This window comes from Paraneptunicella aestuarii (assembly GCF_019900845.1).
Taxonomy (GTDB): domain Bacteria; phylum Pseudomonadota; class Gammaproteobacteria; order Enterobacterales; family Alteromonadaceae; genus Paraneptunicella; species Paraneptunicella aestuarii.
In genome coordinates this window covers 1,882,132-1,906,481 of the sequence record NZ_CP074570.1, presented here as the reverse complement: position 1 = coordinate 1,906,481, position 24,350 = coordinate 1,882,132, and the positions used below count along the sequence as shown (strand labels likewise).

At 44.9% G+C, this 24,350-nt stretch carries 21 protein-coding genes; 12 read left to right on the top strand and 9 right to left on the bottom strand.

The window, feature by feature from the left end:
- Window positions 1–289 precede the first annotated feature (289 nt).
- Genes gmhB through KIH87_RS07950 form a run of 6 tightly spaced genes read right to left on the bottom strand, consistent with a single transcriptional unit; the run spans window position 290 to window position 6,394 of the window.
- The gene (gmhB, locus tag KIH87_RS07975) at window positions 290–829 is read right to left on the bottom strand and encodes a D-glycero-beta-D-manno-heptose 1,7-bisphosphate 7-phosphatase (protein WP_232361002.1); all 540 of its coding nucleotides are present in this window, start codon (window positions 827–829) and stop codon (window positions 290–292) included.
- Between the two features lie 45 nt (window positions 830–874).
- Window positions 875–1,636, bottom strand: coding sequence for an SDR family oxidoreductase (locus KIH87_RS07970; RefSeq protein WP_232361001.1), 762 nt, complete (start codon window positions 1,634–1,636; stop codon window positions 875–877).
- A 47-nt stretch (window positions 1,637–1,683) separates the two neighbouring features.
- On the bottom strand, window positions 1,684–2,577 hold the full coding sequence (mmsB, locus tag KIH87_RS07965; protein ID WP_232361000.1) for a 3-hydroxyisobutyrate dehydrogenase: 894 nt from the start codon (window positions 2,575–2,577) through the stop codon (window positions 1,684–1,686).
- An 8-nt stretch (window positions 2,578–2,585) separates the two neighbouring features.
- Window positions 2,586–3,719 carry an enoyl-CoA hydratase/isomerase family protein gene (locus tag KIH87_RS07960; RefSeq protein ID WP_232360999.1) on the bottom strand — a complete coding sequence of 378 codons (1,134 nt, stop codon included), beginning with the start codon at window positions 3,717–3,719 and terminating at the stop codon, window positions 2,586–2,588.
- Complete coding sequence (locus tag KIH87_RS07955) at window positions 3,719–4,876, bottom strand: acyl-CoA dehydrogenase family protein (RefSeq protein ID WP_232360998.1); 1,158 nt, start codon at window positions 4,874–4,876, stop codon at window positions 3,719–3,721. Before KIH87_RS07955 ends, KIH87_RS07960 begins: the two co-directional genes overlap by 1 nt.
- A gap of 24 nt (window positions 4,877–4,900) precedes the next feature.
- Window positions 4,901–6,394, bottom strand: a complete 1,494-nt coding sequence (locus KIH87_RS07950; RefSeq protein ID WP_232360997.1) for a CoA-acylating methylmalonate-semialdehyde dehydrogenase — start codon at window positions 6,392–6,394, stop codon at window positions 4,901–4,903.
- 441 nt (window positions 6,395–6,835) lie between these two features.
- On the opposite strand from KIH87_RS07950, the gene KIH87_RS07945 reads away from it, so the two are divergent.
- The 3 genes from KIH87_RS07945 to KIH87_RS07935 all read left to right on the top strand — a co-directional run bounded on the left by KIH87_RS07945 (window position 6,836) and on the right by KIH87_RS07935 (window position 10,569).
- Window positions 6,836–8,461 (top strand): response regulator, encoded by a 1,626-nt coding sequence (locus KIH87_RS07945; RefSeq protein ID WP_232360996.1) that lies wholly within the window; start codon window positions 6,836–6,838, stop codon window positions 8,459–8,461.
- Window positions 8,462–8,862: 401 nt separating this feature from the next.
- Window positions 8,863–9,921, top strand: coding sequence for a M35 family metallo-endopeptidase (locus KIH87_RS07940; protein WP_232360995.1), 1,059 nt, complete (start codon window positions 8,863–8,865; stop codon window positions 9,919–9,921).
- 105 nt (window positions 9,922–10,026) lie between these two features.
- Entirely contained in the window at window positions 10,027–10,569 is a 543-nt protein-coding gene (locus tag KIH87_RS07935) for a hypothetical protein (protein ID WP_232360994.1), read from the top strand.
- 11 nt (window positions 10,570–10,580) lie between these two features.
- Here the strand turns inward: KIH87_RS07935 and KIH87_RS07930 are convergent, their stop codons facing one another.
- Window positions 10,581–11,012 (bottom strand): group I truncated hemoglobin, encoded by a 432-nt coding sequence (locus KIH87_RS07930; RefSeq protein ID WP_232360993.1) that lies wholly within the window; start codon window positions 11,010–11,012, stop codon window positions 10,581–10,583.
- On the bottom strand, window positions 11,012–11,977 hold the full coding sequence (locus KIH87_RS07925; protein ID WP_232360992.1) for a DUF3034 family protein: 966 nt from the start codon (window positions 11,975–11,977) through the stop codon (window positions 11,012–11,014). The genes KIH87_RS07930 and KIH87_RS07925 overlap by 1 nt, the downstream gene beginning before the upstream one ends.
- Window positions 11,978–12,452: 475 nt before the next feature.
- Here KIH87_RS07925 and KIH87_RS07920 point away from each other — a divergent pair, with 475 nt between their 5' ends.
- On the top strand, window positions 12,453–12,917 hold the full coding sequence (locus tag KIH87_RS07920; protein ID WP_232360991.1) for a DUF6781 family protein: 465 nt from the start codon (window positions 12,453–12,455) through the stop codon (window positions 12,915–12,917).
- A gap of 88 nt (window positions 12,918–13,005) precedes the next feature.
- Here KIH87_RS07920 and KIH87_RS07915 read toward each other — a convergent pair whose 3' ends face one another.
- Window positions 13,006–14,187, bottom strand: coding sequence for a thiolase family protein (locus KIH87_RS07915; RefSeq protein WP_232360990.1), 1,182 nt, complete (start codon window positions 14,185–14,187; stop codon window positions 13,006–13,008).
- 201 nt (window positions 14,188–14,388) lie between these two features.
- Here KIH87_RS07915 and KIH87_RS07910 point away from each other — a divergent pair, with 201 nt between their 5' ends.
- From KIH87_RS07910 to KIH87_RS07875, 8 genes are all read left to right on the top strand, one after another.
- Complete coding sequence (locus KIH87_RS07910; RefSeq protein WP_232360989.1) at window positions 14,389–14,784, top strand: MerR family transcriptional regulator; 396 nt, start codon at window positions 14,389–14,391, stop codon at window positions 14,782–14,784.
- Window positions 14,781–15,950 (top strand): isovaleryl-CoA dehydrogenase, encoded by a 1,170-nt coding sequence (locus tag KIH87_RS07905; protein WP_232360988.1) that lies wholly within the window; start codon window positions 14,781–14,783, stop codon window positions 15,948–15,950. Before KIH87_RS07910 ends, KIH87_RS07905 begins: the two co-directional genes overlap by 4 nt.
- Before the next feature lie 209 nt (window positions 15,951–16,159).
- Complete coding sequence (locus KIH87_RS07900) at window positions 16,160–17,767, top strand: carboxyl transferase domain-containing protein (RefSeq protein WP_232360987.1); 1,608 nt, start codon at window positions 16,160–16,162, stop codon at window positions 17,765–17,767.
- Window positions 17,768–17,778: 11 nt separating this feature from the next.
- On the top strand, window positions 17,779–18,567 hold the full coding sequence (locus tag KIH87_RS07895; protein ID WP_232360986.1) for an enoyl-CoA hydratase/isomerase family protein: 789 nt from the start codon (window positions 17,779–17,781) through the stop codon (window positions 18,565–18,567).
- 11 nt (window positions 18,568–18,578) lie between these two features.
- A complete protein-coding gene (locus KIH87_RS07890) occupies window positions 18,579–20,609 on the top strand; it encodes an acetyl/propionyl/methylcrotonyl-CoA carboxylase subunit alpha (protein ID WP_232360985.1) in 2,031 nt (676 codons plus the stop codon).
- 3 nt (window positions 20,610–20,612) lie between these two features.
- On the top strand, window positions 20,613–21,590 hold the full coding sequence (locus KIH87_RS07885) for a hydroxymethylglutaryl-CoA lyase (RefSeq protein ID WP_232360984.1): 978 nt from the start codon (window positions 20,613–20,615) through the stop codon (window positions 21,588–21,590).
- Between the two features lie 162 nt (window positions 21,591–21,752).
- Window positions 21,753–22,982: a GAK system CofD-like protein gene (locus KIH87_RS07880; RefSeq protein ID WP_232360983.1), complete on the top strand. Its 1,230-nt coding sequence runs from the start codon at window positions 21,753–21,755 to the stop codon at window positions 22,980–22,982.
- 120 nt (window positions 22,983–23,102) lie between these two features.
- A complete protein-coding gene (locus tag KIH87_RS07875) occupies window positions 23,103–24,341 on the top strand; it encodes a hypothetical protein (protein WP_232360982.1) in 1,239 nt (412 codons plus the stop codon).
- Window positions 24,342–24,350: the final 9 nt, after the last annotated feature.

The following is a 24,350-nucleotide window of genomic DNA, read 5'->3' as shown; positions in this document are numbered from 1 at the left end:
ACTCTAAATTACTGTTCCAAATAATCAGTCACATACAGAAAGTAGTGAGCAGACCCTCAGCCGCAGGGAAGCGACTGTGGAGACTCCAGGGATGGATTCACGTCGAGTCTGCGATCAATTTCTGTAGGTGACTTACAGTTGTGCACACTTATTTAGGGCGTATTGATCATTGATTTCAAGACAGAGCAATGTAACTCTTTATGGCAGGACAAACAACTTACCAATAGAAATTAGTGCGAATTAAATGTGTACCAGATAAAAAATCAACAGAATTACTTATTAGAGAATGTTACTGATTAAAGAATTGCACCTGAGCCAAACTGGGAAATGCGGCATCGGCCTTAGCGTTTTTTGTCTTATTGCCTTGTTCATCAATTAAAATGCACTGTTTCAACCCTGCCTTTCGACCTGCCAGAATATCGGTTGGGTTATCACCAATAATAATAGATTCTGCAAGATTGATATCCAGTTCTTTCGCGGCTTGTAGCAGCATTCCAGGCTCAGGTTTACGACAATCACAATTGGTAAGATAGTCACCTTTCCCTGAAACAGGGTGGTGAGGACAATGATAAACACCCGCGATATCAACGCCATGTTCAGCAAATTGAGCCAACATCCATTCTGTGAGGTGTTGAAAATCAGTTTCAGTGTAATAGCCTCGGGCGATACCTGACTGATTGGTCACAACAACGATGATGTAGCCTTGGTCAATAAATCGCTGACAGGCTTCAAATACACCATCAATAAAATCGAATTTGTCTGGATGGGAGGTATAACCATGATCATGGTTAATCACGCCATCCCTATCCAGAAATACAGCTTTTTTCATAGCAAGGAGCAATAATACAGGCAATAAATACGAAAAACTGCCCTATTAAACCCTGACCCCACCGTCCAATTCAAGCACACGACCAGTGAAATAGTCATTTTCGAAGATGTACTTGGCAGCATGTCCCATTTCTTCAACCTGAGCCAAACGACGCAGAGGTACAGTAGAAAGGAACTTGTCTAACATTTCAGGGCGCATTTGACGCGCCATCGCTGTGTCTACCAAACCAGGGGCAATACATGCCGCGCGGATACCGAAACGCGCCAATTCACGTCCCCAGCTAACCGTCATGGTGGCTACTGCCGCTTTAGACGCTGAATAGTTGGTTTGCCCCATATTCCCGGCACGAGACACAGAAGAGATGTTGATAATCACACCTTTGCTGTCAGTCTCGATCATCTTGGCTGCCGCTTCACGACCACACAGGAATGTACCAGTAACGTTAACATCCAAAACAGACTGAAACTGTTGCTTGGACATTTTATCAACGACTTTGCCATCTTTAACTTTCAACAACATGCCATCGCGCATAATGCCAGCGCAGTTGATCAAGCCATTAAGCTTGCCAAAATGAGCAACGATCTTGTCAAAGGTCGCAACAACTGCATCTTCATCTGTTACATTCAACGCAAAACCTTGCGCATCAATACCTTTGGCACGCAATTCTTCAGCCGCTTGAGAAACCGCATCTTCCTGCATATCAAGCAATGCGATATTAGCGCCAGCATCAGCCAGGCTTTCAGCCATCGCACGCCCCAAACCTTGAGCGCCACCAGTAACTACAACTACGCTATTTTGTAATTCCATCGTTATAACCTTTCAATTCTGGCCTTTTCAATTCAGGCCGTTCAATTCTAGCCTTTCAATTCTTGAAGCATTTGAAAAATGCTGGAGAAGTCTTTCTTACCATTACCTTGATTACTATGCATGGTGTAAAGACTGTTCGCTAGTGAGCCCATAGGCGTCGCGCTCTTGCTTTGCATCGCCGTTTCTTGAGCCAGGCCCAAATCTTTCTTCATCAAATCGACCATAAAGCCACCGTTATAGTCATTGGAAGACGGCACATTTTCCATTACATCAGGGCAAGGATTGTAGACTTCCAGCGTCCAGTTACGGCCTGAACTTTGCAGCATGATTTGCGACAACACTTTAGGATCCAAACCATTTTGGATACCCATTTGCAACGCTTCGGAGGTACCTACCATCAAGATAGACAACAGCATGTTGTTACAGATCTTAGCAACCTGCCCGGCTCCCGTATCACCCGCATGGAAGATGTTCTTACCCATAGCTTCCAACACAGGTTTGGCTGCTGCGAAATTATCATCCGAACCACCAACGATGAAAGTCAGAGTTCCTGCAACTGCGCCACCAACGCCGCCAGAAACAGGCGCGTCAACAAAACGGATGCCTTTGCTTTGCAATACTTCACTGACAGCACGTGCGGAACCGGCATCAATGGTACTGGAATCAATAACCAACGTACCTTCAGGCAACATTGACATCAAACCATTGTCACCAATATACAAGTCACGTACATGCTTGCCCGCAGGCAACATACTCAATACAACGTCTGCACCTTCGGCAGCATCATGAGCACTTTTCGCTGCATAAGCACCTTCGCCCGCCAACGCATCAAGCGCTGCCTGAACCAAATCAAATGCACGTACCTGAAAACCGTTTTTCAGCAAATTTTTCGCCATTGGGCCACCCATGTTGCCCAAACCGATAAACGCAACTGTTGTCATGTTGCCTCCTAATTTGTTAACGCCTGCAATGGGTGTTCACCTTCCCATTGTGGCTCAAAGAAAGATTCGACCAAATCAGCAGGCACTTCTGCTGGTGTGGCATATTGCCATTTAGGTTGCATATCTTTATCGATCAGCAAAGCACGTACGCCTTCCTGAAATTCGCCCAGTGAAGCGCAACGATAAGACATCGCTAATTCCATCTGAAAACATTCAGCCAAAGATAATTCACCCGCTCTATTTAGCTGCTCATAAACCAAATGCATAGTAATCGGAGAGCCAGCTTTCAAATTCGCTTGAGCTTTTGACAACCATTTGTCATTTTCCGATGGCATGGCAAGAATATAGTCGATAGATGACTGCAAATCAGAACATTGCGCCAAGCCTTGCATGGCTTCAATGTGTAATTGGAATTGTGCAACTGGCTTTAATGCTTCATTAGCCTGAGTATTAGCAATACATAGCTCATCCAGCTTGCTAACTGCATTAGCATCGTTCCATGCAATGGCTTGTAGCTGTTCGGTGAATTCAGACAAGTTCTCACTACTGTTGAAGTAGTCAGCCAAGCCCAAAACAATAGAATCCGCACCATTGATGCTGGCACCCGTTAAGCCACTAAACATGCCACAGCCCGCAGGCATCTTGTTAAGGAAATAACTTCCGCCCACATCTGGGTACAAACCAATGGTAATTTCCGGCATCGCCATACGGCTGGTTTCAGTCACAATACGATGGCTTGCTCCCATCAACAGCCCCATACCACCGCCCATCACGATGCCACAGCCCCAAACAATAAAGGGCTTGCCAAAGTCATGGATGAAATAATCCAGCTTATATTCTTCGCGGAAGAAATTTTGTGCCAGTTCAGGAATTTGTCCGGGCTGGTCTTTCATTGCGTTGTATAGGGCAACAACATCACCACCCGCGCAGAAGGCTTTTTCACCTGCGCCTTTTAGTAAAACAGCACCGATGTCAGATTGTGATTTCCACTCATGTAGCTTTGCCAGAAGTAATTCCACCATCACTACATTAAGAGAGTTCAACGCTTTGGGTAAGTTAAGTGTTGCCACACCCAACTTGCTTCCGTCAGCACATGCCAGTTCTTCAAACAGAACCGGCGCTTGAGCCAGTTCTGTCGTCATTACAAAATATCTCCAGCATCGTCAGCCAACACTCGGCGACCAATGATGACACGCATGATCTCGTTAGTGCCTTCCAAAATCTGGTGAACACGTACATCACGCAAATGGCGCTCCAACGGATATTCCTGAATGTATCCATAGCCACCGTGAATTTGCAGCGCATCATCACACACTTTAGTACCCACATCGGTAGCAAAGCGTTTTGCCATGGCGCAATAGGCGGTTTTTTCCGGATCATCATTATCCAGCTTGGCAGCCGCTAAACGCACCATTTGGCGAGCCGCAACCAGCTCAGTGGTCATATCAGCGATTTTGAACTGTAACGCCTGAAAAGCCGCTAATGGCTTACCGAACTGTTGACGCTCGTGCATATAGTTTCTTGCCGTATTTAACGCTTGTTGTGCTGTTCCTACGGAACAGGTAGCAATGTTAATACGACCGCCGTCCAAACCTTTCATGGCAAACTTGAAGCCTTCGCCTTCATTACCCAACAGGTTTTTCACGGGTACACGTACATTTTCAAAAGTGACCAAGCGCGTAGGCTGAGCATTCCAGCCCATTTTCTCTTCGGCTTTACCATAAATGATGCCATCAGCGTCAGCAGGGATCGCAATAGCAGAAATGCCCTTTGGCCCTTCTTCACCAGTTCTAACCATCACCACCAGCACATCGGTTTCGCCCGCGCCAGAGATAAACATTTTAGAACCGTTTACCACGTAGTGATCACCGTCGCGCTTGGCTGTAGTACGCAGAGAAGCTGCATCAGAACCGGAACCCGGTTCGGTCAAACAATATGACGCCAGTTTTTCACCTGTGACCAAAGAATCAGACCACTCCTGTTTGAACTCTTCGGTTCCCCAGGTGGTCATCATCCACGCCGCCATATTGTGAATGGTCATCATGGCAGTGGTCGCAGTACAGCCCATTGCCAATTGTTCAAAAATAATGGAAGAATCCAGACGACTTAAACCCAAGCCGCCTTGATCTTCAGGACAATACAAGCCACAAAAGCCCAGTTCGCCCGCACGTTGAATCACATCTTTAGGAAAATGATGATCTTTATCCCACTGCGCTGCGTTAGGTGCCAGTTCTTGCTCTGCAAATTGTCTCGCAGTTTCGGCGAACGCGAGCTGGTCTTCAGTTAAATTGAAATCCATCAGGTTTTGCCTCTGCTGATTAAATTAACGTAAATTGATAGTCATATTTGGCCCAGTTGGAATGTCATCTTCAAACCAACGAGACGTGACGGTTTTGGTTTCAGTATAGAAACGCGCTGCTTGCTTACCGTAAGCATGCAAATCACCGTAGAATGAATTCTTCCAGCCAGTGAAAGAGAAGAAAGGTAATGGCACAGGAATGGGTACGTTAATGCCCACTTGTCCAACTTCTACTTCGTGCTGATATTTACGCGCTGCCGCACCACTACCAGTGAAGATAGAAGTACCGTTACCGTAAGGGTTACTGTTAACCAGTTCCAACGCTTCTTCCAAAGTATCGACGCACATACAGCACAATACCGGACCGAAGATTTCTTCCTGATAAATCGCCATTTCTTTGGTGACATCAGTGAACAGCGTAGGGCCAACCCAGTTTCCGCTTTCATAACCAGGCAAAGTAAAGTCAGAACCGTCAACCAGACAGTTAGCGCCTTGCTCTTTACCTTGTTGAATCAACTCTAATACACGGGCTTTCGCTTTTGGGCTGATCAGCGGGCCATAAGCCGCTTTTTCATCATTCCACAAGCCAGGGCTCACTTCTTCAAACAGAGGCTTCAATTCAGAAATCCACTCTTTGGAATCGCCCACAAAGACAGCAACAGAAATGGCCATACAACGTTGACCTGCAGCGCCCACAGAGGCACCTACCAGATTATTTAACACTTGCGCTTTATTCGCGTCAGGCATAATAACGGTGTGGTTCTTGGCACCAGCAAAACACTGAGCACGCTTCATATTGCCGGTTGCAGTTTTATAAATGTACTGACCAACAGGAACAGAACCAACAAACGACACCGCTTTGGTTTCTTTATGGTTCAATAAAATATCAACTTGATCTTTACCACCATGAACAACGTTCAATACGCCTTTTGGTGCGCCAGCTTCAATGAACAGTTCAGCCAAACGAATTGGCGTCATCGGGTCTTGCTCGGAAGGCTTCAATATGAATGTGTTACCAGCGGCAATCGCCATTGGGAACATCCACAAAGGGATCATAGCCGGAAAGTTGAAAGGTGTAATACCCACGCATACGCCTAACGGCTGAATGAAACTGCTGGTATCAATACTGCGGGCAACGTTTTCAACAGTCTCGCCCATCATTAACGCAGGCATATTGATGGCTTGTTCAACCACTTCAATACCACGCCACACATCACCTTTCGCGTCGGCGAAAGTCTTACCTGTTTCCTGACTCAAAATTTCAGCCAACTCGTCGTGATGCTCTTTCAACAAAGCTTGATAGCGCATCATTAAACGGGCACGTTCACTTACCGGCACTTCTTTCCAGCTTTTGAACGCTTCAGCAGCACTGGCAATGGCGCGTTCCATTTCAGCATCGGTAGCACAAGGTGCCTGGGCGATAACTTCATTGTTGGCAGGGTTGGTAACATCGATGAATTGAGTTGTAGATGAAGGCAAAAACTCGCCATCAATTAACAAAGGTACATTATGGCTCATGACAATTATTCTGATGGTTAACTAATTTAGTGGGGCTTACATTAACAGAAATTGCACCTTTACGTTAACGTTAACGTGATAAAACTTTAACAAAATCCAACTTTTTTCCCGTACATTAATGAATACACTGGAAATTTTTTCAATTCGATGAATATTTTTCCTATCACAACTCCCACATCAGGTCGTACCAGATACAGTTCAATAAATCACCTCAAAAGGTTTTTTATAGCGTTCTGCTATTTAGAGAGCTATCTGTCACTGTGTTAAAATTAACCACTTGCTGGATTTTTTGAGCAACCTTTCACCCGATCCATTGTGAGAATTTGCCTTAAGTGTAAACAGAGAGAGCAAACAGATTGGGAAAGATTGATAAGTTGTAATATCAAAAGCCTTAATAGAAAGCGAAGCCCAAATAAGTAGTACCTGTGAGTAGTCATACCTGTGAGTAAACGAGCACTTAACATTGCCATTGTTGAAGACAATGACGACGCGCGAACCAATCTGCGTAATTACCTTTTGCGTTTGAATTACACAAACGTGGACTGCTTTCGTCAGGGTAACGAACTGAAACAACAGATGCAGTACAAGGACTACGATGTCCTGTTGATGGATTACTACCTTGGCATCCACAAAAATGGCGTAGAAGTCATTCAGGAACTGCAAGAAAAACAACTCCTTAAAAACGTTACCAGTACCATATTTGTCACCAGCGATCACATGCCAATGGTGGTAGGTCAAATATTCGATGCCCATCCCGATTCTCTATTACTCAAGCCCTACAACATCAATCATCTGGAAAAGACTCTAAGGGGCACATTACGTTTAAATGAGTTTTTATACCCTGTACTTGCTTTGATGGATGAAGAGGAATTTGACGACGCGCTGATTTATCTGGAAAAGCTCAGCAAACAACTGCCGCATCCTCGCTATAAACCTGCCTTTGACAGGCTGAAAGCAAAATTATTGATAAAGCTGGAACGCTATCAGGAAGCCTGCGATTTATACATGGCGGTATTAAAAGAATCTTCAAATGTCATTTGGGCGAAATGGGGCTTAATACTCTGCTGTTATCTCTATGGGGATATTCGCCATTGCGAGAAAATCCTGTCTTCATTACTGAAAAACCGATTTACCAAGGAAAGAGCCTGTGAGTGGTTCGCCAAAATTCAGATAAACAACCGTGATTATGATCAGGCTTTAGATTATGTGGAACAAATCAACGAATCCAATATGTCGCTTAGTGCAACCCGGTTAAAAGCTTATCTCTATCAAATGCAGGATCGCATTCATGACGCCATTGCGGTTTTAGATAAAAGGCGACAAACCGACACAGAAATACGTGAACATTTTGCTCAGTTATCACTGGATATGGCTCGTTGCCACCTTATTCTGGCAGAAGAAAAAGCCGAAAACGCTCGTTCAGAATCACTCCTCAATGCTGAGCAACTCATACGTGCAGCAGTGAATAAAAAGCTTAAATCCGACTCTCATACTGACACCAATTATCTGTCTGCAATGGTTGCCGTATTAGCGCAGGATATCGACAAAGCGAAACGTTTGGTATCGAAACGCAATATGAACAAACTGGATAAAGAAGACCTCCACACATTGGGCGATGCCATAAAAGTCCTTCATGGCATTGGTGAAGAACAAAAAGCGGCGGAATTATTAGCCGTATTCAAAGAACGCGCCTCTTCCCTTTCCCAAATTAATGAACAAGCCCTGGCTGAACTTGCTTTCATTCGAAGCGAGCAGAGCATCAGTAAGGAACGATTGCTGGCGGTAAGATACAACCAACAATCTTTACAACAGTATGTAACCGGAAATTATGAACAGGCCATTGGTGGTTTTTATCGAGCACATCGCATGTTTCCACAAGAACCAGTCTTTTGCCTCAACCTGTTGAAATGCATGATAGAAATCCCTACTTTGCTATATCAGGATATCTACGCCAAAGCGCTATTTGACCAACTAAAATCCCTATCGAAAGACCAACAAACTGAAGAAAGATTGCAGGAACTGGCTGAACGACTGGAAATGCTTGATGGGCTGCCCCTAAATAGCTAATCTGATCGCATAATTAATTCAGAAAAACTCCGTTCTCACTGCAATGAAGAACAATCAGGCACAATGAAGATTCAATAACTTCGTCCATTTATATTTATGAAGGCGATATTTCTACAAAATAGTAAAATATGTAAATTCCAAATTTACGTATTTCATGAAATCTAAGAAATTTTTTCTTTCTCACCATCACCAAAAACCTTACTTTTATCATGGGTTTATTTGGCTAATTTTCACTCAAAAACAGACATATCAACACCTTTTTACCTGTTTGAGTATATTTTTTTACAACATACAACAAAAGTTAAGACGCATATTATTACCTTGATTACAAATATCACATTTACAAAGATCAAAACCTAATCTAGAAATATTATTCCCTTAACAACACAACCCTCTACACTATGAAAAACTATAAAATTGCAGCAGTTGCCCTCGCCTTATTAACTTCTAACGCAGCATTGGCAAAAGGCATCGAAGTATCGCTAAGCAGTGATATGAACAGCATCACAGCGAAAGACGATTTAACGCTCAACATCACTTTCACCAACACTGAAAGCACTCCATTAAAACTATTGGAGTGGTACATTCCTACTCAGGAAACCAAGGAATCATTATTTAAGGTTAAAAAGGACGGCTTAAGACACGAATACTTTGGCGCACATGCGAAACGTTCTGCACCTCAAGAAAGTGACTATATCGAACTACAACCTCACCAAAGCGTTTCTTACCAGGTTGAATTAACCGGTATGTACGATTTAAGCGCGACGGGTAGCTATGACATTCAATACGCTGCTGACTTTAAAGGATTGGTTCGTGATATCGACAGCAAAAACCGTAGCAGCAAAATCGCTTCTAACGTTGTGAATGTCTGGATTGAAGGGCGTGGCGATAGCTATGCAGAAATGCGTCAACAAGCAATGCAAGACATCATTTCTATTCAAGGCGTTAGCTATACAGGCGCTTGCACCAACTCAGAGAAGAACTCTATTCAATCTGCTCTTTCAGCAGCGAATACAATCACCGACAACTCTGTTGCTTATCTGCAAAATGAAGCTTCCAACAAGTACAATGCTCGCTATGACACCTGGTTTGGCACTTATAGCAGCTCTCGTTGGAATACAGTAAGAAACAACTTCTATGCAATTCAGGACGCGATTGATAACAAAAACCTGACGTTCGATTGTAGCTGTAACCAAGGTTACTACGCTTATGTATATCCTACACAGCCTTACAAAGTGTACTTGTGTAATGCTTTCTGGAGCGCGCCTACAACAGGTACAGACTCAAAAGCAGGTACCATCGTACATGAATTGAGTCACTTTAATGTGGTTGCAGGCACGGACGATTTGGCCTATGGTCAATCTGCAGCGAAATCGCTGGCTAACTCTAGCCCAAGCAGTGCGATTCGCAATGCCGACAGCCACGAATATTTTGCAGAAAATACGCCGTACCAGAATTAATATCTGCTTAGTATTTGGCTTAATAAAATGGAACGCAAAGCTTAGGCTTTGCGTTTCGTGTTTAAATCAACCTGAGATAATGGCAATAAAATGAGAACAAGCTCTATGATAGAGAAAGTAGAAAAACGCACAGCTTCCAAGCTCAGCATGTTACTGCTTACACTTATCACTGGATTAATGCTCTTTGCCAAATCAATATCAGCCATGCCTCTAACTTGCCAAATTACCTTTCAAGAACCGCCTGAAAACGAGAAAACTGACAAACTTGTTGCCCTCGTTAAATTTTCACTCACCAACGGTTCAAGCGATACTGTACCTGTACTTTTATGGAACTCTCCCTGGGAAGGCTGGAAGAACCGATTCCTCAAAGTGTCGGTAAACGATGAACAATTAGAATATCAAGGTGCCATGATGAAACGAGGCGAACCACTAGCTTCTGATTTCATCACATTGAAAGCCAATGAAACATTATCAAAAGTGCTCAATTTAGCAGATGCTTATCCTTTACAGGCTGGTCACTACAACATTCGTTATCATGGCTTTATCTACACGCTAACCAAACCCGACAATCAAACTGATGCCAATACAGAACTGGCAATGGAGCTACAAAAACTGGATTGCCCTGCACTTGAGTTTGATTTGAAATAATCGCGCTCATATTAGTGATAAACAACCTCATTTTTCACTGGCGCCAAATGCGACAAGATACGGTTTTCCTGCTGATATGTTAAACCAATATCACGCATCGCTTGCTGTACGTACTCTACCAACAAGAAAAATTCGCTATCTTTGATACTCAAATCCTTATGAGCTTCCAGCATGGATTTCCCTTCGTAGTCACAAGGGCCGCCAATTAATTCGCAGGTTTGCTCAGTCAGTTCACGACGCAAATCATTTTTCGGAACGCCCTCAAAATAATGACCAATAACCGGGTCGTTATAAATGCGAGTGAGCGCTAAACCATAGACCTTTGACAAGGTTTCCTTTCCGCCGATTTCAGTGTAAAGATCGACATTCTGACCTTCTCGATAGGAAACACATCCCGTCAACATGGTACAAGTCGTTAATAAAAAAATAGACAGTGATTTCATTACAAATTCGCCGTAATTGATAAATAAAAACCAGAAGCATCAGGCTCAAAAGGCAAGCTTCCCAAATCGACGTAAGCAGCCGTTAACGACCAGGCTTTGTTAGGAAAGTAAGCCACAAAAACATCAGTAACCGTTTCCTCTTCCGCCAATCCCCCCAAGCGGTTGGTTTGAGTTCTAAACTCAACACCTATCACAGTGCTATCGCTAGGCAAAACCGCAATCGAACCTTCCCACTCCAATTCGTAGCTATCATCATTCTGAGCACCAAACCCGAGCAAACCAAAGCTGTTCGCTTTTGTTAACCTGGCAGTTCCATTAAGCAATAGGTTGTTACCACCCAATACACCCAACAACACCTTGGAAGCAGAGAGGTAAACGTCAGTGCCTGAATCATCTTGAGCACCCAACAGTTTAGGAACACCTACATCAGGAAGCGGTACAAGGCCGCTGGATAAGGCCAATGATGAATCAAAATCCCGATTCTTCTTGTACTGTAAACCCAACGACAACTGCGGTATCCAGGGAGAATCAGAAAACACCGCATCCCCCAGCAATTTCACTTTTACCCCAAAGATATCCTGCTCAATCTCAGTGCCAGGAGCCGTGCTAATTTGCCCCTCAGTTAACAAATTAAAGACATTACTGACAATGCCACTTGAGACATCCAATCGTTGCTTCTGAGCAGAAAATTCAAACCTGTCGTAAACGCCAATGGCAGCACCTGTAGTCGTTAAACTGTATTCACCAGTATTTAAAAATTGCAGATTCACCGTGCCATTTATCTCTTCCCGGCTTCCATATCCGGCAATAACAGCCCAAGGCGTAATACCGCCACCAGCAGAGCCCTCAAAACCAGTGATACCACCGGTAGCCTGCAAGCGACTCCCTGTACTGGCACTGGCATAAAATGCCTGTGTGAGCAGTAAAGTTGCAGTAATTCCAATTAATCGTTTTTTATTATTCAAAGCCAATTCCAAATGTTTTATACCAGCTATTTAACGAGTATTAACGGTAAGTAAACAAACCCTTGGCATTAAAGATAGCCTATAAATAGAATTTTTGAGGAAACAAAATTTAACCGTCTTTCTTTATCCAAAAAACAGGTTGGAAAACAAGCGAAACGTCTATTAATTGAGCGGAAAATTGTGGCTTTTTCTTAAATCACTGTTGTGGCTTATCAAACACAACATTTTGAAACAAGCTTCTGCATTACTGTATTTGAGCAATGTGCAATGAACCGTTAATATCGCAACAGCTAAATAAGTGTATATAACTGCAAGTCACCAACAGAAATTGAACGCAGACTCGCCGTAAATCAATCCCTTGCGGCTGTGGGTCTGCTCCCAACTTTCTGTCGGTGACTGATTATTTGGAACAGTTATGTAGTATCTTAATTAACCTGATTGTCGCGTGTAGTAATAAATCACCAAGAGAACATCCATGAAGTTATCCTCATCAGCATTGCCCTTCATATTAGCCACTCTTGTTCTGGCATCCTCTTCCAGCTTTGCCGAATGCAAACACTCCAGTACAGCCAAGTGCATAGAAGAGGCGGTCGAGAACTTCGGTGAATCAGTGGAAAGTGCTGTCGAAAATGCCGGAGAAGCGATTGAAGACAAGGTTCATGCAACCGGTAAATTGCTTGAAGAGCACACCGAAAAAACAGGAACAACCTTAGAAAAAGCCATGGAATTGACGGGTAATACGCTGGATAAAGCAATACGCAAAGCTGGCGACAAGCTAGATTCCACAATGAAAGATACCGGAAAAGTCATTGAGAATGCACTGGAAAATACCGGTGAAAAACTGGACACCGCAATGCAGAATACTGGCCGACGTCTTGAGCAAAGCGCCAACGACGCAGGTGAATATATTGAGAAAAAAGCGAAAGCAATTGTCGACTAATTGACTTTAACCAAGATACAAAAAAGCTGCTTTATGTAAGCCTCGAAAGGTATCCACAAAGCAGCTTTTAAAAAATTAAATATACGACTTACATCATCTCAACAGCAAGAGCCGTTGCTTCACCGCCACCAATACACAATGACGCAACACCTTTTTTCAGGCCACGTAGCTTCAAGGCATGTAACAAGGTAACCAAAATACGTGCACCAGACGCACCGATTGGATGACCAAGAGCACATGCGCCGCCGTGAACATTCACTTTATCCGCATCCAGTTCAAGCTGTTTGATTGCCAACATGGTTACCATCGCGAACGCTTCGTTAATTTCAAACAAATCAACGTCCGCCAAATTCCAACCCGCTTTTTCCATCAATTTCTGCATCGCCCCCACTGGCGCAACAGTGAATTTTTCAGGTTCAATGGAATTCGTTGCATGAGCAACAATGCGAGCTAATGGCTGCAAGCCCAACTCTTCCGCTTTGGCCTGACTCATGACCAACAACGAGGCAGCACCGTCAGAAATGGAACTGGAGTTTGCAGCCGTAATAGTACCGTCTTTTCTGAACGCAGGACGCAAACCAGGAATTTTCTCTGGCATGGCTTTGCCCGGAGACTCGTCATGAGATACGGTAACAGCACCCTTGCGATCCTGAATCGTGACAGATGCAACTTCAGCATCAAAACTTCCGTCTTCAATGGCTTTTTTCGCCTTGGCTAATGAAGACAAAGCAAATTCATCCATTTGCTCACGAGTCATATTCTCTTCATCTGCTGTGCCTTGCGCGAAACAGCCCATCGCCTGACCGTCATAGGCGTTTTCCAAGCCATCCTTCATCATGTGATCCAGGATCTCACCGTGCCCCATACGGAAACCAGCACGCGCTTTAGGCAACATGTATGGTGCATTACTCATACTTTCCATGCCACCCGCTAACACAACCTCAGCAGAGCCAGCTTTGATCAGGTCATGTGCCATCATGACGGCTTTCATACCCGAACCACACACTTTATTGATAGTAGTAACACCGGCAGACAAAGGCAGGCCAGCTTTTAAAGACGCTTGTCTGGCTGGAGATTGTCCCAACCCGGCAGGTAATACACACCCCATCACAACTTCATCAACAACGTTAGCATCTACGCCCGCTGTTTCGATGGTCGCTTTAATTGCTTCCGCACCCAGGTCAGTCGCAGTCAAAGGAGACAAAGCCCCCATCATGGCTCCCATTGGAGTGCGCTTTGCAGCAACAATAACAATCGCGTCTTTACTCATACTCTCTTCTTCTCCGATGTCTTATAGCTGGACGCGAACATACCACAATTTTAAATGAAGAGTAGTTAGTCCTTTCGTACAGCTTTATGAACGCACATTAAAAATTGTCAGCTTTACTTACCAAAAATCTTTATTGACGAGTTTACTAGCATACTTTACCTTTACGTAAATTGACACTTACGTAAACGTAAAGTGAGAACAATGTCAGAAGTTACCTATACCATTGGGGAGTTGTCAAAAGAATTTGATATTACTCCTCGCTCAATCCGCTTTTATGAAGAGCAAGGCTTACTTGCGCCAGAGCGTGTTGGGCAAAACAGGGTCTACAGAAAAAAAGACCAGGTTCGCTTAAAGTTAATTCTGAGAGGGAAACGCCTTGGCTTTACTCTGTCAGAAGTGAAAACACTGTTTGAGCTTTACGATGATAGCTCAAACTCAAGGCCGCAATTAGAGGCCATGCTCAAGATGACCAGGGAAAAAAGGGCCATCATGACCCAGCAAATGGAAGACATCCAAATGTTAATGAGTGAATTGGACGACGTTGAACTACGTTGTCGCGAAGAATTAGCTGAGTTAAACGGAGGCTCAAACGAATGAATGCAGCATACCCAACATTGAACTTTGGCCTTGGCGAAGAAGTCGATATGTTACGCGATCACGTGTACGCCTTCGCTCAAGGTGAAATTGCACCGTTAGCTGAAAAGGCCGACGCAGAGAATTACTTCCCAAATGAACTTTGGCCAAAACTGGGCGAAATGGGTCTGTTAGGTGTAACGGTTTCTGAGCAATACGGCGGTGCCGATATGGGCTATCTGGCTCATGTTATTGCCATGGAAGAAATCAGCCGCGCTTCTGCCGGTATCGGTTTGAGCTACGGCGCTCACTCTAACCTGTGCGTTAACCAAATCTACAAAAACGGTAACGAAGCACAAAAAGAAAAATACCTTCCAAAATTGGTTTCAGGTGAGCACATTGGCGCGTTAGCCATGAGTGAACCTAATGCCGGTTCAGACGTTGTCAGCATGAAATTGCGCGCCGAGAAGAAAGGCGACAAGTACATTCTGAATGGCAACAAAATGTGGATCACTAACGGCCCTGACGCCCACACTTATGTTATCTACGCAAAAACTGACGTTACAGCCGGTTCAAGAGGCATTACCGCCTTCCTGGTTGAACGTGATTTCCCAGGCTTTAGCCGTGCGCAAAAACTGGACAAATTAGGTATGCGTTCTTCCAATACCTGCGAATTGGTATTTGAAGATTGCGAAGTACCAGAAGAAAACATTCTGGGTGAACTGGGCGGCGGTGTTCGCGTTCTGATGAGCGGCCTGGATTACGAGCGTTTGGTATTGTCTGGCGGCCCATTGGGCATTATGCAAGCGGCGATGGACTTGGTTGTGCCTTATATTCATGACCGTAAGCAATTTGGACAATCTATTGGTGAATTCCAATTGGTTCAAGGCAAAATCGCTGACATGTACACGCAAATGAATGCGGCTCGCGCTTACGTTTACACTGTTGCAAAAGCGTGTGACCGTGGCGAAACCACGCGTAAAGACGCTGCAGGTGCCATTCTTTATTCCGCAGAACTAGCCACCAAAATGGCACTGGATGCCATTCAGTTGTTAGGCGGTAACGGTTATATCAATGAATTCCCGGCTGGACGTTTGTTACGTGACGCCAAGCTGTATGAAATCGGCGCAGGGACTTCTGAAATTCGCCGTATGTTGATTGGCCGTGAATTGTTTAAAGAGTCTGAGTAAGTCAATTACAGATACACTGAATAATGGTTAAAAGATCGAAGACACGCTGCAAGTTCATCCATGAACGCTCGAATCTCGGCATCCATGCCGAGAACGGTCTTCTAACCTTTTAACCATCATTCAAAACAACATTAACAGCCTGAGTAAGCCATTAAAAACAGCTCTCAGGCTTTTGTATATAAACTGTCGCACCTTTTCAGGAGCTTCAAGTGCCAGAAATTAAAACAAAAATTAATATCAAATCGCAGGATTTCGCCGACAACGAGCAGCACATGCTGGCTCAAGTTAACGACCTGCGAGACAAAATCGCTCAAATCAAATTGGGCGGTGGTGAACAGTCTAACAAGCGCCATACCGACAGAGGCAAGCTATTACCCAGAGAACGCATTAACGCTCTGCTCGACCCGGGTTCTCCGTTTCTGGAATTCTCCCAATTAGCCGCATGGAACGTGTACGAAGATTACGTGCCAGCAGCCGGTATTATCTGCGGTATCGGGCGAGTTTCAGGTCAGGAATGTATTATCGTCGCCAACGACGCTACGGTTAAAGGCGGAACCTACTACCCTCTAACCGTGAAAAAGCACCTTCGGGCGCAGACGATCGCAGAGCAAAACAACCTGCCCTGTATTTATCTGGTCGATTCAGGTGGTGCCAACCTGCCTCGCCAGGACGATGTATTCCCGGACAGAGAACACTTTGGTCGTATTTTCTATAACCAGGCCAATTTGTCAGCGCAAAACATCCCGCAAATCGCAGTAGTGATGGGCTCCTGTACCGCAGGAGGGGCTTATGTACCCGCCATGGCAGACGAATCTATCATCGTTAAAAATCAGGGGACTATCTTTCTTGGTGGGCCACCTCTGGTACGCGCTGCCACCGGTGAGATCGTCACAGCGGAAGAACTGGGTGGCGGTGATGTTCACTGTCGTACATCAGGTGTAGTGGATCACTTGGCAAACAACGACCATCACGCATTGCAACTGGCTCGCGACGCCGTCGCCCGATTGAATCGCGTGAAACCCGCCACGTTAGATATCCGCGCACCACAAGAGCCGCTGTACGACCCAAAAACCATCTATGGCGTCATCCCGAAAGATACACGCAAACCGTTTGATGTAAGAGAAATCATTGCCCGTGTCGTTGATGGCTCTGAATTTGACGAGTTTAAATCACTGTACGGGACGACGTTGGTTTGTGGCTTTGCTCGTATCATGGGCTACCCGGTCGGCATCGTCGCTAACAACGGTATTCTGTTCTCTGAGTCAGCATTGAAAGGCGCTCACTTTATTGAGTTATGCGCACAACGCGGCATTCCATTGGTCTTCTTGCAAAACATCACGGGATTCATGGTTGGTAAACAATATGAATCTGGTGGTATCGCTAAAAACGGTGCCAAAATGGTAACGGCTGTAGCTTGTGCCAAAGTACCGAAATTCACCGTTTTGATCGGGGGTAGTTTTGGTGCGGGTAACTACGGCATGTGTGGTCGTGCTTACGATCCTCGCTTTATGTTCATGTGGCCTAATGCCCGTATCTCGGTAATGGGTGGCGAACAAGCCGCTGGCGTATTGGCTCAGGTTAAACGCGAACAAAAAGAACGTGCCGGTGAAGAATGGTCGAGCGAAGAAGAACAAACCTTTAAGCAACCTATTATCGACATCTACGAACAGCAAGGTCATCCCTACTATGCGTCTGCCCGTTTATGGGACGATGGCGTTATCGACCCGGCTGACACACGCCACGTATTAGGCTTAAGTTTATCCGCAGCACTGAATAAGCCTATTGAAGAAACCCGTTTCGGCGTATTTAGAATGTAAGGAATTAAGCAATGTCTGAATCAGTATTACTCTCTGTTGACGAACGTGGCGTTGCCACAGTTACCCTGAATAAGCCGGAAAAGCACAACGCTTTTGACGATGTGTTGATCGCTGAACTAACCGAAACATTCAAAAAAGTAGGAAGCGATGACTCTATCAGAGCCATGATTTTAGCTTCTAACGGCAAGAGCTTCTGCGCAGGCGCTGACCTGAACTGGATGCGTCGTATGGCTGAATATGGTTACGAAGAAAACCTCAAAGACGCCAATGCCTTGGCAGATATGCTTTGGGAATTGAACTTCATGCCCAAACCAACCATTGCTCGTGTACAAGGTGCAGCATTTGGTGGCGCGGTAGGCTTAATTGCCTGCTGTGACGTTGCCATTGGCAGCAAAATGAGCAAGTTCTGCTTAAGTGAAGTTAAATTAGGCTTAATTCCAGCAACCATCAGCCCTTATGTGGTTGAAGCCATTGGTGCACGTATCGCTCGCCGTTATTTCACATCAGCCGAAGTGTTCTCTGCTCGCAGAGCGCGTCGTATCGGGTTATTAAGCGAAGCGGTTACCGAAGAAGAACTGGATTCCACTATCGACGATATTCTAGGTAACATTTTGAAGAATGGCCCAGCGGCAGTCGCACAAGCGAAACAGTTGGTTTTCGATGTTGCTCATCGTCCTATCGACAAGGCTCTGGCTGAAGAAACCAGTAAACGCATCGCCAATATTCGCGTGTCTGAAGAAGGTCAGGAAGGACTACATGCCTTCTTGCAAAAACGTTCGCCAAACTGGCTTAAAGGCTAAGAGGATCGAGCATGTTTAAGAAATTACTAATTGCTAACAGGGGTGAAATTGCGTGTCGCGTAATTCGCACCGCCAAACAAATGGGGATCGCCACAGTTGCGGTCTATTCCGACGCCGATGCTCACGCATTGCATGTACAACATGCCGATGAAGCAGTTCACATTGGTGGTTCGGCAGCAAAAGAAAGCTACCTGCTAGGTAACAAAATCATCGAAGTTGCGAAATCTTTGGGTGTTGATGCCATTCATCCCGGCTATGGATTCCTGTCTGAAAACGCCGATTTCGCCAACTTATGCCAAGCCAATAACATCACCTTTGTCGGCCCTCCTGTTGGCGCGATTGAAGCGATGGGCAGCAAATCTGCCGCCAAGAAAATCATGCAAGAAGCCAATGTACCTCTGGTTCCTGGCTATCATGGCGATGATCAAGCACCAGCCACATTGAAAAAGCACGCCGATGACATGGGTTATCCTGTCCTGCTTAAAGCTGCTGCTGGCGGTGGTGGTAAAGGGATGCGTCAGGTTTGGTCGGCCAATGAATTTGAATCTGCATTGGAAGCTGCCAAGCGTGAAGCGATGAACGGATTTGGCGATGACCATATGCTGGTTGAAAAATATCTGACTCAGCCTCGTCACGTTGAAATTCAGGTGTTCTGTGACCAACAAGGCAACGGTGTCTATTTGTTTGAGCGTGACTGCTCAGTACAACGTCGTCACCAAAAAGTCATTGAAGAAGCCCCCGCTCCCGGCATGACCGAAGAGCTACGCAAGCAGATGGGTGAAGCAGCGTTATTAGCCGCTAAAGCTATTAATTACGTGGGCGCAGGCACGGTAGAGTTCTTGCTGGATTCAGACGGTTCTTTCTACTTCATGGAAATGAATACGCGCTTGCAGGTAGAACACCCTGTGACTGAGATGATTACCGGACAAGATTTGGTTTCCTGGCAGTTACGTGTCGCTCATGGTGAGCCTTTGCCATTGCAACAGGAAGAGCTTTCCATCAATGGTCATGCCTTTGAAGCGCGCGTGTATGCCGAAGATCCTAACAATGAATTTTTACCTGCTACCGGCAAACTGACTTACTTGCAACCGCCAGTCGAAAATCGCCATGTGCGTGTTGATACCGGTGTTCTGCAAGGTGATGAGGTATCGGTTTACTACGATCCCATGATCGCCAAATTGATTGTGTGGGATGAAAACCGCGACAAAGCGCTAACCCGTTTAACCAAAGCCTTAAGTGAATATCGCATTAAAGGTTTGGTTAACAACATTCCGTTTCTGTACAACCTGGCCAGCACATCGGCCTTTAGAAATGCAGAATTGGACACTGGCTTTATCGACAAGCATCACGATGCGATTTTCGTTGAGCAGAGCAAAGACATTGAGAAGTATTTGCCCATGATGGCGGTGGCGCTGATATTGGATAAGCAAAAACAGGCCGAGAACTTGATTGCAAACCATAACAACGATCCGTTTTCTCCCTGGCAGCTATCCAACGCTTGGCGCGCTAATGAAACCCATGAGCAGACCTTAAGCCTGGATGTATCTGGCGAAATCTATACGGTTTCCTTAATGCAATTGGAAGACAATGCAAGTCGCAACACTGCAGGACGTCGTTTTGTCGTCAAAGCAGGTGAAAAAACCTCGCAAATTTCCGCGCAAATAGAAAATGACCTGCTACAGTTAAACATCGATGGGCATCGACAAACTGTCACCATTGCCAATGATGACATTGGAATATCGTTATATACCAATGAATTGGTTATTCATTTTGCAGAGCACAAACCGGATTTGGGTTTAGACGAAGACAATGAGGGTAACGCAGGATTTACTGCTCCAATGAATGGCACGGTTGTAAAACTCATGGTAGAAACCAATGCCATTGTCGAAAAAGGCCAGCCGCTTATGATCATGGAAGCAATGAAAATGGAACACGCGTTAACAGCCCCGGCAACAGGAAAAGTAACAGAGTTCTTCTATCAGGTAGGTGATCTGGTTGATGGTGGTGCCGAATTACTAGCATTTGAAGCAGAAGAGGAATAATTGATGGGTTCAGTTTCACCCTCGTTTTCAGGGTCGTCTTTCTCTGAGAGGTACCCCAACAGTGTTACCATTTTTGAGATGGGCCCCCGGGATGGATTACAAAACGAACAAGCCGACATTCAACTGGAAGACAAAATTCGTCTGGTTGAAGGGCTCGCCAACGCAGGTTTGAAGAAAATCGAAACAGGTGCATTTGTCTCTCCCAAATGGGTGCCTCAAATGGCAGACAGTTCCGAGCTATTCAAACGAATCACTCGTAAGCCCGGTGTAGTTTACACCGCCCTAACACCTAATATGAAAGGGTTTGAAGCGGCGGTAGAATGCGGTGCAGACGAAATTGCGGTATTTGGCGCAGCTTCGGAAACCTTCACTCAAAAGAACATTAACTGTTCAATTGCGGAAAGTATCGAACGTTTCGTACCCATTATTGAAGCAGCAAAGGAAAAAGGCATACCTGTTCGTGGTTATGTCTCCTGTGTTGTTGGTTGCCCCTATGAAGGTGAAGTTGAACCAGCCAAAGTTGCCGAAGTCGCCAAGATTCTTTACGACCTTGGCTGTTACGAAGTATCGCTGGGCGATACCGTCGGCGTAGGTACACCCATTAAAGTACAACGCATGTTAAGTGCTGTCTTTGAGCATGTGCCTGTCGAGAAAGTTGCGGTACATTTTCACGACACCTTCGGTATGGCCTTGAGTAACATCCTGATGGCACTGCAAATGGGGATTAGCACTATCGACAGTTCAGTCGCTGGACTGGGCGGTTGCCCTTATGCTGGGTGCGCTTCAGGTAATGTGGGTACAGAAGATGTGGTGTATCTGTTACATGGTATGGGGATTGAAACAGGTATTGATTTGGCGCAATTAGCTCAGGTCGGCCGCGATATCACTAAAGCCATCGGCAAAGATCCACAATCGAAAATAGCCAAAGCCATTATGTATGGCAATGTCGCACCACAGAATATGGTAAAAACGACATTCTAATCTTTTCACAGTGCGAGCATGTCTCGCACTGTTTTTCCCCTGCTTGTTTTTCCTTAGTCTTGCTGTGTAAAACAATGTAATCGCCCTGTTCTATTTTCTTTCATCTGCTAAAGTAAACAGCTTAAGCGCTAACAAAAACAATAAAATAAATACTTAAATACATTGCATACCGTAAAACGCACAATCAAAATTCCGGATCATGTTCGTCTGGAACGCTATCGTAAAGCCCCTGACCTTGGGCCTAACGTCCTGTTTTTTACGGGCGGCACGGCTATCCATCAGTTCTGCCGCCGCTTAAAGAATTACACCCACAATTCTACTCACTTGATGACTCCTTTCGATTCTGGTGGCAGTTCCGCAGAACTCAGAAAGGCCTTTTCCATGCCTGCAATTGGCGATTTACGAGCTCGCCTTATGGCACTGGCAGATGAAGGCACTAAAGGCATGCCAGAAGTATATGAACTGTTCATTTATCGGCTCAGTAAAAAAGCCTATCAAGCGGAATTGCAGCAAGAACTTGATGCTCTTATTCAAGGTCGTCATCCATTAATCGCTGCTGTATCTGAGCCTATGCGCCAGCTCATTCAGCAACAACTCGCCTCTTTCGGAAAACACAAACCTGATAATTTCGATTTGCGAGGTGCCAGTATTGGCAACTTGATCCTGACCGGCGGTTATCTGAACAGCGACAGACAAATCGACCCTATTGTATATCTGTTCTCAAAACTGGTAGCCGTGAGAGGCTCAGTGGCTTTAACGGTTGAAGACAACCATCATCTGGTTGCGGAACTGGAAAATGGCGACACGCTGATTGGCCAGCATTTAATAACAGGAAAAGAACACCCTCCCATCAACAGCCCAATAAACAACATCACTCTTTCTCATGCTTTAAATGAACGACATGAAGTGAAAAGCACTATATCTCAAGATATACAAAGCAAAATAGAACAAGCCGAGCTTATTTGTTTTCCACCCGGAAGCTTCTACTCCAGTCTGCTGGCTAATTTGATGCCTACCGGTGTTTGCGACGCCATCGCAGTCAATGGAAATCCCAAAGTATATGTCCCTAATCTGGGTAAAGATCCTGAATCGATTGGACTGACGACAGAGCAAAGCATCAATAAATTGCTTGAGTTTTTAAACCAAAACCGTTCTGGAAGGGATGCAAAATCATCACCATATAACGGAATGCTTACTCATGTGTTACTTGATCAACACGATGAATACTACACCGGCAATATATCCACAGAAAAATGGCAGCAATCAGGCATTCAAATTATTCGTGCTGATTTGGTATCAGAGGAACACTTGCCCTCCCCCTCTTCAAACAAGCATGTTCCAGAAAAGTATGACCCGGAAAAGCTGACACAAACTTTATTATCCTTGGTGTGAAACTTTTTCTTCCACTTCAGCGTACAATAGAAACGTACTACACCATTACATTAAACAAAGTTTAGAGTTTACAATGCTCTATCAGTAGAAAGCGAAACTTGTGCCGTGAAGATCAATAATATGAATAACAATAAATCTTATCTTAAACTGCTCACCACTGTATTTATATTGTGTATTAGTTTCACGAGTAAGGCAGAAACGTCAATTCAGGGACTGGTTCAAGGTCAAATCGCGTTAAATTCAGATTCCGAGAAAAGCTATCTGTATAAAGGCACGAGCTTGCTTCGTTACGACGATGAACACAATGCCTCCATCGCTCAAGCGTTGCTGAAAATAAACTCAGATCTCACCGCCACCACCTCAGTGGAAGCGGTGTTAAACCATACCAACTCGCCTAAATCGTTCACTCATTTCAGTCAGGCATTCATCAAATACACGCCTGTTTGGTCTCCTGATTATCGTTGGCAATTTAAAGCCGGGATGTTCTACCCGGAAATGAGTTTGGAGAATCCTGATATTGGCTGGTTATCTCCTTATAACTATACCAATTCAGCCATTAATAGCTGGATAGGAGAAGAACTGCGAACTATCGGCACAGAAGTAAAGTTGATTCGTCCCGGAAGAGCACATAACAGCCCTCACACCTTTACTCTACTGGGTTCTGTATTTAAGGCAAATGACACTACCGGTACTATCTTGAGTTGGCGTGGTTGGGCTCTACATGACAAACAGACGCTTTTCAATGAAGTGGTTCCCTTTGCCAATTACCCCACCATTGCACCCGGTGGCATTATGGAAAAACAGGCTTCCTGGGTCGATCCCTATCGTGAAATTGATGGCAACTGGGGCTTTTATGTAGGTGCTCACTGGGATTACAAAAACACCTCCCGCCTGCGTTACTACCATTACAATAACCAAGCCGATGAAACCGTACTGGCTCGTGGTGGGCAGTACGCCTGGAAAACCATCTTCCATAGCCTTGCCTGGCAATATCGTTTCAATCAGGAATGGCGTTTTATCACCCAGATAATGGATGGAAATACCTCAATGGGCGTTGGCAAAGTGAATGTCGATTTTACGGCTTGGTACGCTATGGTGAGTTATAAATCGGGTCAACATCGTGTTAGCGCCCGTATAGATGATTTCAAAACCATTGATAAGGACATGTACTGGCAAGACAATAACAACGGCGATGGCAATGCTCTCACCCTTTCCTATCGCTATGATTGGCAGGACAATATACAATTGGGTCTTGAGTATTTGTATCTTGATTCTTTTCAAGCCAATCGAATGCAATGGTATTGGGATCCCAATGTTCGTCAGCAACAATTATTAGGGGTCGTCCAGTATCGCTTTTAAGACGTAAAG